This window comes from Pseudoalteromonas sp. MB47 (genome assembly GCF_011319765.1).
GTDB classification, from domain to species: Bacteria; Pseudomonadota; Gammaproteobacteria; order Enterobacterales; family Alteromonadaceae; genus Pseudoalteromonas; species Pseudoalteromonas simplex.
On record NZ_VFBD01000004.1, the window covers coordinates 64,062 to 76,628 of the forward strand.

Annotated in this window: 7 protein-coding genes; 5 read left to right on the top strand and 2 right to left on the bottom strand. The window is 42.2% G+C overall.

What is annotated here, in order from left to right; all coding sequences use genetic code 11:
- Nucleotides 1-57 precede the first annotated feature (57 nt).
- Together IMPJCBKJ_RS00980 and IMPJCBKJ_RS00985 are read left to right on the top strand one after the other, a co-directional pair.
- The gene (locus IMPJCBKJ_RS00980) at nucleotides 58-1,683 is read left to right on the top strand and encodes a sensor domain-containing diguanylate cyclase (RefSeq protein ID WP_235373207.1); all 1,626 of its coding nucleotides are present in this window, start codon (nucleotides 58-60) and stop codon (nucleotides 1,681-1,683) included.
- Nucleotides 1,684-1,735: 52 nt separating this feature from the next.
- Entirely contained in the window at nucleotides 1,736-2,437 is a 702-nt protein-coding gene (locus IMPJCBKJ_RS00985; RefSeq protein WP_166338243.1) for a M15 family metallopeptidase, read from the top strand.
- A gap of 254 nt (nucleotides 2,438-2,691) precedes the next feature.
- Here IMPJCBKJ_RS00985 and IMPJCBKJ_RS00990 read toward each other — a convergent pair whose 3' ends face one another.
- Entirely contained in the window at nucleotides 2,692-3,186 is a 495-nt protein-coding gene (locus IMPJCBKJ_RS00990; RefSeq protein ID WP_166338245.1) for a hypothetical protein, read from the bottom strand.
- A 127-nt stretch (nucleotides 3,187-3,313) separates the two neighbouring features.
- On the opposite strand from IMPJCBKJ_RS00990, the gene IMPJCBKJ_RS00995 reads away from it, so the two are divergent.
- The gene (locus tag IMPJCBKJ_RS00995; RefSeq protein ID WP_166338247.1) at nucleotides 3,314-7,327 is read left to right on the top strand and encodes a rhombosortase-dependent M36 family metallopeptidase; all 4,014 of its coding nucleotides are present in this window, start codon (nucleotides 3,314-3,316) and stop codon (nucleotides 7,325-7,327) included.
- A 352-nt stretch (nucleotides 7,328-7,679) separates the two neighbouring features.
- On the opposite strand, the gene IMPJCBKJ_RS01000 is transcribed toward IMPJCBKJ_RS00995, so the two are convergent.
- Nucleotides 7,680-9,845, bottom strand: a complete 2,166-nt coding sequence (locus IMPJCBKJ_RS01000) for a M3 family metallopeptidase (protein ID WP_166338249.1) — start codon at nucleotides 9,843-9,845, stop codon at nucleotides 7,680-7,682.
- 432 nt (nucleotides 9,846-10,277) lie between these two features.
- On the opposite strand from IMPJCBKJ_RS01000, the gene IMPJCBKJ_RS01005 reads away from it, so the two are divergent.
- Nucleotides 10,278-11,609 carry a dihydroorotase gene (locus IMPJCBKJ_RS01005; protein ID WP_166338251.1) on the top strand — a complete coding sequence of 444 codons (1,332 nt, stop codon included), beginning with the start codon at nucleotides 10,278-10,280 and terminating at the stop codon, nucleotides 11,607-11,609.
- An 11-nt stretch (nucleotides 11,610-11,620) separates the two neighbouring features.
- Nucleotides 11,621-12,505, top strand: coding sequence for a GTP cyclohydrolase FolE2 (gene folE2, locus IMPJCBKJ_RS01010; RefSeq protein ID WP_166338253.1), 885 nt, complete (start codon nucleotides 11,621-11,623; stop codon nucleotides 12,503-12,505).
- The last annotated feature ends 62 nt before the right edge of the window (nucleotides 12,506-12,567 follow it).

Genomic DNA, 12,567 nt, shown 5'->3' on the forward strand with positions numbered 1-12,567 from the left:
GATAAATTGCTAGTATAAATGTATTAGATGTACCCGATATGGACATTGGGCTTTGATGTGAGAATTACAGTGCTTAATGGTCTTAAGGCAGGTTTAAATCTGCGCCGCTTAATTTTATTATTAGCGTTTTCGGCAACGCTAATCACCTTTCTAAACAGTTATTACTCGAGCTATCAAGTTCAAAAGCAACAACTAATAGATAAAACGCTTGAAAATCACAAAGCTTACGCAGCTAAACTGGTATCGGCCACCGATAATTTTTTATTGGCGGCGCAGCAGCAACTGGCTTATGTAGGTAAAATTCTTGAAAATGACTTTAATAATCAAGGGTTGATAAATGCTGAAGCAGAACGATTGAGATTACAAACTAACAGTTTTAACTCGACCATTATTGTTAATAAACAAGGCGATATCTTAGGGGTATCACCGCAATCCTTAAAACTTAAAAATCGCAAAGTTGATAGTTTTGGGACTAAAGCTGCGCTTTCTTATCGAACCCCGATGATCAGCGAACCGTATATTTCGATGGCGGGAAATTTGCTGATTTTTATTTCTCAGCCTTTATTTGATAAGCAAGGTGAATTCATTGGCTATGTCGGCGGTACATTATATTTGAAGCGCACAAGCATTCTAAACCAGCTTTTACAAGTTCACTATTATCGCGATGGTTCATATTTATATGTTGTTGATGAGAATCATCGCTTGCTTTATCACCCTGATACAAAAAGGATAGGGGAGCAAGTTTTTGAAAACCCTGTGATCAAGGCTGTTTTGAAAGGGCAAGCCGGAACTGAACTATTAAGTAATAGCAAAGGGGTTGAAATGTTGGCTGGCTTTGCTCCTTTAACCGTTGCTCCTTGGGGAGTCATTGCACAACGACCCCTTGAAGACACATTAGCACCGCTTGATAATTTAATGTGGCAAGTCTTCATAAAAACGGCGCCTGTGGGTGTCATCACTTTAATATTAATTTGGGTATTAGCTAGAAAAATAGCGAGCCCATTGAGGCAACTTGCTGAAACCGCAAATACGTTGGATAGGCCAACCACAACACGCGAGTTAATGCTAATTCGTTCATGGTATTTTGAAAGTAATGAGCTTAGAAAAGCAATGTTAAAGGGAGTTGGTTTATTACACAGTAAAATTGGTTTGTTACGTCAAGAAGCACAGACAGACTCACTAACAGGGTTACACAACCGTAGAAGCTTTGATGCGCAGTTAAGTCATTTTATTGCACAGCGCTGCCCGTTTGCAGTTTTGGCAATCGATATTGATCACTTTAAGCGGGTAAACGACGAATTTGGGCATGATATTGGTGATGTGGTATTGCAGTCGCTTGCTAAAATTTTGTTAGATGTAACTCGTGATAGCGACGTTGTTGCTCGTACTGGTGGAGAAGAATTTATTGTGATCATGCCAAGAGTTGAGGTCAAACGGGCGTATCAGCTTGCAGAACGCTTGCGGATGCGGATATCTGAAAGCTACATTGACCCTGTTGGCTGCATTAATGTATCTATTGGTATATCTGGTTGGCCGATTGAGCAACTGAACATTGATGAAGTACTTAAACTCGCTGACCAAGCCTTATATCAAGCTAAAAAAACGGGCCGCAATCGTTCTGTAGTTAATGCAAGTTATGGGCAAGATTTCGCAACTATTTCTGAGTCTCCAATCTTGGAATAAGTTATTTAATGTGCAATAGTGAACGTTATTAAGTTATTTATGGAAAACCAAAATGGCATTCACTTTTTTGACTCGTTTAACTAAATCCATTTCCTTGTTATGTATTGCTGTTATTTTAACAGGCAATGTTTATGCAGACTCAAGCGATGATAAACGTAGCGAATTTGTGGATGTTGGTGCTTTGCTACCTAATGCTGTGTTAGATATTCGTTATTTTGGCCATCACAACTTTGTTGGCAAACCAGTTGATGGTTACAACGCGCCAAAATGTTTATTGCACAACAGTGCTGCTACAGCCCTTAAAAAAGTGCAAGTAGCAGCGCAAACCCAAGGCCTGAGCTTGAAAATATATGATTGTTATCGCCCGCAGCGCGCTGTTGATCACTTTGTACGTTGGGTTAACGATTTAGAAGATACCCGCACTAAAGCTGAGTTTTATCCAAACTTAGGCAAAGACAAACTGCTTGGTGATTACATCGCTGCTAAATCGGGTCACAGCCGTGGTTCAACGATTGATTTAACCTTAGTTGATGCAAAAGGCAAAGAGCTCGATATGGGCTCACCATTTGATATGTTCGACACTCTTTCTAACACCGACGACCCACGCATTAGTGCAGAGCAAAAAGCCAATCGATACAAATTAAAAAGCCTGATGACAGAGGCCGGTTTCGCCCCTTATTCAATGGAATGGTGGCATTTTACTTACAAACCGCAAGCATACCCCGCAACCTATTTTGATTTTGTGGTGGAGTAGGTAAAAAAGCTTTAAGCTTTCAGCTGTAAGTTTTAAGCCGAAAGTGTTGTTTTTGAATGTTGAGTTAGCTTGATTAAATGGCGTTGAATGTTAGACACGCCATGCAAGCATGACGCCTACGGTTTGATGTAGGCGTGAAACTTGTTTCACGCGTCTGACAGCTCCTTCTAGAACCTAGTATGATGACGCGGGATAAACTCGCTGCTACAGGCTGACAGCTTCTTCACGTTGGGTTTCGCTGCGCTCTACCCAACCTACATCACCTCTTTTACCGGTGAATAATCAACTTTAATTTCAACAATATCGACATTGGCATTTTGTTTAAAAGCGTTTTGCACTTTTAATAAATCAGTGTCTTTTTCAGCAAGGTAGCGGTAGCTTTTGTTGGTCATTTTTTTCAGCGCATATTGACTGCTAAGCTCTACCGGTAAGCTGTTTTCTTTTAGCGTTAAGTAAATTGCACCCGTTGCAATGCCGCGCTCTTGCATTACGTGATTAAAGACTTCTGTGCCCTTGGTTAAAGTAGGTGCATCAAAGGTAATTTTTTCGCCATTATTACTAAAAGCGTTCGTCGATTTTTGCTTGTTGATTTCGACTGCTTTTTTAACATCTTTAACTGAAATTTGTTCTTTTTGTGAACTAGCTGTTGGTTGCTGTTCTGTGTCTTGATCAGATATTTCACTTTTTTGACAGCCAGATACTAGTACTAATGATATCATAAGTGCTTGTATTTTAATTGCTTGTTTCATTTTTACTCTGCTTGTTTGTTACTTTTGTTTACAATTAATTCTGTTTTTTAATTGCCGTATTAGGTACATTGGGGTTGGTTATGATTGTTAACCGAAAATAAAAATATAACAATAGGGAACGTAAGGAATGTCTCAATTTAAAGTAACGGCAGTTGCTACCATGGTAACGGCTATCTTGGCATCATCTCAAGTACAGGCAAGTGAACAAACTCGCTTTTATAATGCTTCAAGTGTTAGCTCTCAAGTACAATTTAATCCTCAAGTATCTCAGCAACGTGCATTAGCTGAGCGAAGAACTGTTTCGGGTCACAAATCTATTTTCGATGCGCAATTAGGTAAAGCTACGTTCCTATGGAATGCAGTTGATCAAGCTAAGCCTGACATGGCCATGGTGCTTCCTGAGCAACGTAATGCTTACGCTGCAGATTTTTATTTAAATGCCTTAACTGGGGTTAGTACAGCGAAAAAAGGTGTATCAAGCGCTGTATTAACAGATTTATCTGAGCAAAAACTTGGCTCAATCACAGCTAAATACAAACAAAAAGTTCATGATATTGAAGTATTCAACCGTGAATACAACCTGATCATGGACAAAGAATATAACTTAGTTGCAGGTTCTGGTTATTTCGCTAACACAAGTTCAAATGCAACGCAGTCGTTCGCGCCACTTGCTGAGTTTGTAGGTGCTGAGCAAAGCATTAAACGTGCAATTAAAGAACTTGCTGATATCAATGTGTCGCTAACTAAATCAACTGAGCAAGGCGACTATGTTAAGTACACAGTGTCTAACCAAAGTGGTGAAAAAGTTGTATTAGGACAGCCACGTGCTAAGAAAGTATTCTTTGAAGTAGCGGGTGAGCTGCAATCTGCATACTATGTTGAAGTAGAAGTTGCTGATAAAAACAGCCTAGAAAGCGATTACTTCAGCTATGTTATCGGTGCGCAAAACAGCAAAGTTTATTTCAAGAAAGACTTAAAAGCACACGCGGCAGACTTTAACTACCGTGTATGGGCTGACGAAGATGGTTACCCGTGGGAAGGTCCACACGGTGACGTGATCCCAGCTGATGGCCCAGATCAAATTGATGAAACTGAAATCCTAGATGCACCACTTGTAAGCTTGTCTTACTACAAAAAACTAAGCACGATGGATCCGTGGCTTGCTGATGACGCTACAACAACATCAGGTAACAACGTATTTGCTTATGCTGATGTAATTGCACCTCAAGGTTACACAGAAGGTGACTTCACTGCTGAAACTACATCAGATTACACATTCGATTACCCTTACCAAGTTGATCAAGTAGCAAACAGCTACGACAATCGTAAAGCGGCGATCGTTAACTTATTCTACATGAATAACTTCTTACACGATTTCTTCTATGACCATGGTTTTGACGAAACATCAAATGTTGCGCAAGTATCAAACTACGGCCGTGGTGGTGTAGAAGGCGACCCAATCGAAGCGCAAGCGCAAGATAATAGCGGTTTAAATAACGCTAATATGGCAACCCCTGCTGACGGTGCAAGCCCACGCATGCAAATGTATTTATACAACTCGAAAGATGCGAAAGTGGGTGTAGATTTTGGTGTGGTTGTTACATCTGACGAATCAATTGGTCTTCTAGAGTCTTCTAAAGTATCAGGCTTTGGTCAAATGCAATTTGCTGATATCGCAGGCGAAGTTGTTCGTCTAGTTGATGGCGATGATGCCGATTCTGGTAGCGTAACAGATGGTTGTCAACCAGCAACAAATGCAGCTGAGCTTGCTGGCAAAATTGCGCTAGTTGATCGTGGCTCTTGTAACTTCACAGCAAAAGTACTTCACGCTCAAGAAGCGGGTGCAATTGGTGCAATCGTTGTAAACAACAACCCTGATACAGATGAACCAGCGCCGATGGGCGGTGAAGATGATGCCGTTATCATTCCTAACATGGGTCTGAACTATGCTGATGGTCACGCACTTTACGATGGTATCGCTGCAGGCGACACTGTTACTGTTAATATGTTCAACAAAGCAACGTTAAAAGACGGTACGCTAGATAACGGTATTATTGCTCACGAATGGGGTCACTATATCAGTAACCGTTTAGTGGGTAACTCATCAGGTCTTATTAACTTCCAAGGCCGTGCGATGGGCGAAGGTTGGGGTGATTTCCACTCGCTTATGTTCATTGCTAAAGCTGATGACATTAACATTCCAGGTAACGACAAGTTCCAAAAAGCCTACGGTAGCGGTACTTTCGTAGAAGATTTCTACTACGGTATCCGTCGTGTTCCATATTCAACTAATATGGAAGTAAACCCGCTGTCTTTCCGCCACATTACTGAAAATGAAGGTGCTGATGTAGGCATTGCACCAACAAGTGTTGCTTCACCACACGCAGCTGGTGAAATTTGGGCAACTATGCTTTGGGAAAGCTATGTAGCACTTATCAACGAGCACGGCTTTGAAGACGCGCAAAACCGCATGGCTAATTACTTAGTTGCTGGTTACAAGCTAACTCCTGTTGCTCCGCTATACACAGAAGCACGTGATGCTATCTTAGCTGCAGCGTACGCAGTAGACCCAGAAGATTACAAACTAATCTTAGGTGCATTTGCTAAGCGTGGTATGGGCTTAGGTGCTGTAGCACCAGAGCGTTTCAGCGAAGATTTAACCGGTGTTGTTGAATCAGACAAAATGAAACTTGCTAGCTTCACATTGAAAGATGTGGCAATGAATGCAAACTACAACGGTGCGGAATTAGGTTATTGTTCAAACGATAACGTGCTAGATAAAGGTGAAACAGGTACATTAACGGTTAGCATCATGAATACCGGTAGTGAAGTACTGACGGGTACACAAGCACAGTTAACAGTTGTTAGTGGTCACGATGTAACGTTCGAAAATGATGGTTTAATCACCTTCGACGATACAACACCGTATGCTTCACAAACAAGTGCACCTATCACGTTTACACTAAATGATGCGGGCACTGCTGATACACTTGAAATCGAAGTGTCATTCCCTGAACTGTCTGCTGATGACGAAATTGTTGAAGCAGCAACCGATAAAGTATCTTATCTTGTGAACATGGACTTTGAAGATAAAGCACCAGTTAGTTCACAAACTGCTGACGATATGGAAGTAGCAGGCGCTTCATTACGTGACTGGAAAGAAAACGTAATGACAGGTGATGACCTAGCCGTTGGCACACAAAGCATGGCAACTGGCGGTAATGTTAACTTCTTCAACAGCTTTGGCTTCGGTCTTGGCGAGCAAACCATGTATCTAAACAACAATGACTTCCAGTCAGATGTTGCGGTTGAATCAAGAGAGTTTGATATCGGTTTTGCTGGTGATTTTGAAGTTTCATTCTGGCACTTCTACCTAATCGAAAACGAATGGGATGGTGGTGTTGTAGAGATCAGCGTAAACGGTGGTAACTGGGTAGATGTTACTGAAATGGGCGGTACATTTGATGTTGGTTACGATGGCCCACTAATCGAAAATGACGCGCAAGCACTACAAGATCGCGATACCTTCACAGGTAACAATGTTGATGGTAACGGTGTTTATGGTAACTACGAAACAATTCGTTTCGGTACTGAACTAAACGGTAACCGTGCAAAATTACGTTTCCGTATGTCATCAGACAGCGCAGTACGTGAGTTCGGCTGGTGGATTGATAACGTAACTGTTAGCAATGTAACGTCACCAATCTTCTCAAACGTGATTGCTGGTGATGCATTAGCATGTGATAACGCACTACCATTGCTTTCTGTATCGGGTGATGAGTCTGTTTCTGAGTCTGCTTCAGGCACATTAACGGCAACAGCGTCAGACCGTAACAGTGATGACACGCTAAGCTATGCATGGACGCAACTAAGCGGCACAACAGCAACACTTACAGGTGCTGATACTGCGACTCTAGGCTTCACGCCTGGTGCTATCTCAAGCGATGACGAGTTAGTATTTGAAGTAACAGTGAGCGATGGTACAGACTCTGTATCAGAGCAGTTCACTGTTGCCGTAACTAACGAAGCTGAGCCAGTAGAAGAGAAGAAAGTAACTAAATCTAGCAACGGTAGCTTTGGTTTCTTAACACTACTACTTGCACCATTAGCGCTTATCGGCCGTCGCCGTAAACGTAAATAAGACTTTTAAATAGTGATAACAAAGCCCTTACAGCTCGCTGTAAGGGCTTTTTTGTTTTAAGTTAGCGAGGGGAAAGTTAGCGAGAGTAAAGTTAGCGAGGGGAAAGTTAGCGAGGGGAAAGTTAGCGAGGTGCGAGGTACGAGATACGAGGTAGCAGCGATTTTACATCGCGCCCTAGAGCCTAGTACCTAGCGCCTGATGTTTTCATTCGTAGGCGTGAAACTTGTTTCGCGCGTCTGACCGCTGATAGCTGAAGGCTGACAGCTCCTTTTACTATCGTTGTGGGGTCATCAACACTCGACAACCCCACGATTCAGCTTGCCGCTTAAAGCTTACCGCTTAAGGCTTTTAGTTATTGAACGGTTGCTTTTAGGCCGCGGCGTTTTAATAATGCTGATGTGTCTGGCTCTTGACCGCGGAATGCTTTGTACGATTCCATTAGGTCACGTGAGTTACCGACTTCTAAAATTTCTTTACGGTATTTATCACCGATTTCACGTTTTAGACCGCCTTGCTCTTGAACAAAGGCAAAGGCGTCTGCCGCTAAGATTTCACTCCACATATAAGCATAGTAACCCGCTGAGTAACCGCCGCCCATTGAGTGTGAGAAGAAGGCTGACTTATAACGAGGTGGTACAAATGCTACATCAACTCCATGTTTTGCAAGCGCTTGTTGCTCAAACTTTTCAATGTCTTGTAAAGGAGCATCAGCTGAGAGTGAATGCCATTCCATATCAAGTAGTGCAGCAGCAACGTATTCTAGGGTATCAAAACCTTGGTTGAAGCTACGTGATTGAATTACTTTTTTCAGTAGCTCATCAGGAATTGGCTCGCCAGTTTTATGGTGTTTCGCATAGTTAGCGATAACTTCAGGATACATTGCCCAATCTTCTTCAAATGTTGATGGGAATTCAACGAAGTCACGTGATACTGAGGTGCCAGATAGAGTAGGATACTTCACGTTTGAGAACATGCCGTGTAAGCCATGGCCTAGCTCGTGGAAGATCGTTGTTGCTTCATCATAACTGATAAGCGTAGGTTCGCCATTCGCGCCTTTTTGAATGTTCATAACGTTTACGACAACTGGCTTTTGTTCTTTAAGGCCAGATTGTTTAACGAATGAGCTCATCCATGCACCGCCACGCTTACCTTCACGAGCGAAGTAGTCAGCAAAGAAAATGGCTAAGCTTTTACCATTTTCATCAAATAACTCATAGGCTTTTACATCAGGGTGGTAAACCGGAATATCGTTACGTGGTTTAAAGGTGATGCCGTATAAACGGTTCATGGTGAAGAATACGCCGTCTTCAAGAACACGGTTGAACTCGAAATATTCTTTCACTGCATTTTCGTCAAGGTTGTATTTATCTTTACGCACTTGCTCTGCGTAGAATAACCAATCCCATGGCTGTAATTTGAACTGCTCACCTGATTCATCAATTTTAGCTTGAATAGCTGCCGCTTCTGCGTTGACGTTCTGCATTAATGCAGGGATCATGCTCGCAAACATATCAAATACAGCTTGTGGTTTTTTCGCCATTTGTGACTCTAAACCAAAATCAGCCCAGCTGTCGTAACCTAATAGTTTTGCTTTTTGAGCACGTAAGTGAGCAAGTTCTGCCACGATATCACGGTTACTATTTTCGCCCGATAATGCACGCTCAGCCGATGCACGCCATACTTTTTCACGTAAATCGCGGTTTTTCAGTGTTGCCAGAATAGGCTGACGCGTGGTGTTTGTGATCTTAATTAGGTATTTACCAGGGTGGCCAGCTTCAGCTGCGGCATTGGCAAGCTGCTCAATTTGACCTGCAGGTAAGCCTTCAAGCTCTGCTTTGTCATCCACTAAAACAACATTTGTTTTAGTCAGTGCTAATAAGTTTTGTGAGAACTGAGTTGTTAAGCTCGAGTGCTTCGTATTGATATCACGTATTTGTTGTTTTTGTTCTGCACTTAATTTTGCGCCAGCACGCACAAAACGTTTGTAGTAAACGTCTAATAAACGCTTTTCTTCAGCAGTTAAGGCAAGGCTGTCAGTTTCGCTGTGAATAGCCGCTACTTTCTCAAAGAGTGCTTTATTTAAGAAAATATTGTCGCTATGAGCCGCTAGTTTTGGCGCTAATTCTTTTTGTAATTCACGACGTGCCGGGTTTGAATCCGTACCCGCTAAGTTATAAAAAATACTGCGTGTGCGTGTTAATAGCTCACCACTTTTCTCAAGCGCAACAATCGTATTGGCAAAATCAGGCTTTGCTGGATTGTTGATAATAGCTTGCACTTCAGCCATTTGCTCAGACATGCCTTTATTAAATGCCGGCATGAAATGTTCATCTTTAATCGCACTGAAATCAGGCGTTTCGTATTGTAATACGCTTTTCACAAACAGTGGGTTAGCTTGCTCATTTGCAGCAACAGGCGCTGATTGCTCTGATTTAGGCGTTGATGTTGTTGTTTGCGGTTCTGAACAGGCTGTAAGTAACAGCGCAGAACTGATCGCGGTTGCGATTAGGTGTTTCATAGTTTTTCTCTTGTCATTTTTAAAATTAAATTGTGTCGATATAACCTTGCACATACGTTTTATAAGCTCTTGATTTGCATAGCGGTTAAAACGGATTACAAAAAGTGCTACAAAAAAGCACTTATATGAGGCAGGTATCACCATGTGATCAATGAGCCCAGCATACTGTGTCTTATTACAATTGACCTCATACGTTGCGATAAGGTGATTATTGGCTGCGATAAGCCGTTAAAATTCTCTAAGATCGGAAAGCCACTTATAACTTTACAGCTTAAATAGCTCGAACCAATTGATCTTTTTGACTCATAACAGTGTCTAAATAAAAATCTTATGGTATGTTATATTGTAACAATTTAGTCTGCAATCAATCTTGCCATGGAGTGCATTTTTTTACGATAAGTTGCAAATGTTGCTGAATAAGCAAGGAGTCATATGGCTATCATAATCAAACACGCCTGCGTTGTTAATGAAGGACAGCGCGAATTAAACGATGTACGAATTGTTGGTAATCGAATCGCTGAAATTGCCAAAGATATCAGTGCCAAGGCCAATGATGAGGTAATTGATGCAAGCGGTCTGTTGCTATTACCAGGCATGATCGACGATCAAGTTCATTTTAGAGAGCCAGGCCTTACTCACAAAGGCACGATTGCCAGTGAATCTGCCGCTGCAGTGGCCGGTGGCATTACAAGTTTTATGGAAATGCCTAATGTCTCACCTTCGACTACCACGGCAAAAGCACTTGCTGATAAATACGCGATAGCGGCGCAAACGAGCGCTGCGAATTATGCGTTTTACTTTGGCGCAACCCCAGACAACCTTGATGAAATTAAAGCTCTTGATGCTAAAAATGTATGCGGCGTTAAAGTGTTTATGGGAGCATCAACAGGTGATTTACTGGTTGAACACCCACATGCTCTAGAGGCCATTTTTCGGGAAAGCCCAGTACTCATTGCAACCCATTGCGAGCAAGGGGAGGTTATTCAACAAAACCAGCGCCGAATAGAAAAACGCTATGGTGAGTTACGAATAGAACATCACCCGTTAATTCGTGATGAGTTAGCGTGTTATGCATCATCATCGTACGCCGTATCGCTGGCAAAACGCTATGGCTCGCAGCTGCATGTTTTACACCTTACAACAGCAAAAGAGCTAGAGCTATTTAGTAACGCACCTATAGAGCAAAAACACATAACCGCCGAAGCTTGTGTGCATCATTTGTGGTTTAACCAAGATGATTACACACACTATGGCAATCAAATTAAATGTAACCCTGCCATAAAATCAGAGCAAGATCGCCAAGCGCTACTCGCAGCAGTACGCGATGGTCGCATTGATATTATTGCCACCGATCATGCCCCTCATACTTTGCAAGAAAAGCAGCAACAATACAGCGCTGCACCAGCAGGACTCCCGCTCGTCGAGCATGCATTACTATCGTTACTTGAGCAGGTAAAACGTGGTGCGTTGAGCCTAGAGCAAGTCGTTGAAAAAACAGCGCATAACGTGGCAAAGCGATTTGCTATCGAAGATCGAGGGTTTATCAGAGAAGGTTACTTTGCAGATTTAGTCCTGGTTGACCCAAGCGCAGAAAAGCACGTTGAGCACACAAACACACATTACTTATGCCAATGGACCCCTTTCAATGGCACTACTTTTTCACACCGAATAACACATACCTTTGTAAATGGTGAGTGTATCTTTGATGGACAGCACGTATACCCGCACAAGCAGGCCGCTATGACCTTAACATTCAATCGTTAAAAGAAGTTGATATGCAATTACCCGATATTACCTCGCACTCTAATGTAGATTTTCAGTCGCCTTTAAAATGGGTTGGCATGGAAAAAATAGCATTGCCTTTGAAACTTGCACACCCTCATGTTGATGTGCACCTGAATGCCAAAGCCGATATTTTTGTTAGCCTTGATAGTGATGCTAAAGGCATTCATATGTCGCGTCTTTATTTATTACTTAATCAGCTATTGGCTAATCAAAGCTTATCGACTAAGCGTATTAACGAGTTTATGGAAGCCGTTTTAGCATCACAAAAAGGCTTAAGTAAAGGCGCAAAACTGGTGCTGCATTTTGATTTACCGCTGCTAAAACCAGCACTCCTTAGCGACAATGCCGGATACAATGCTTACCCTGTTGTTTTAACGATAACTAAGAAGCAGTCGATGACTATCAACTTAAAAGCTGATGTAGCCTACAGCAGTACCTGCCCGTGTTCAGCGGCATTATCGAGGCAGCTTTTGAGCGAAGCCGTCGATAAACAATTTAGCGATGAGCATATAGATAAAGCCTCTTTACTCAGTTGGCTTGCAAGTGAACAGGGCTCTATTGCAACCCCTCATAGCCAGCGTTCTTATGCTTATATTGATGTCACTTTTAGTAATGAGAAGCTACCCGATATTGGCGGCTTTATCACAGTATGTGAGCAAGCTATTGGTACCCCTGTACAAACGGCCGTGAAGCGTGAAGATGAACAAGCATTTGCTGCCCTTAACGCAAAAAACTTACTGTTTTGCGAAGATGCTGCAAGGCGATTAAAACAGTGTTTCGAAACCATGCCGAGTATTACTGATTACCAGTTTAAGGTCGAACACCAAGAAAGCTTACATGGCCACAATGCCGTGGTTCATGAATCTAAACATTAAGCTGATGAGTCTAAGTGTTAGGCTCATGAACCTAAAATGGTTTACAAATTTTGACATTAGCG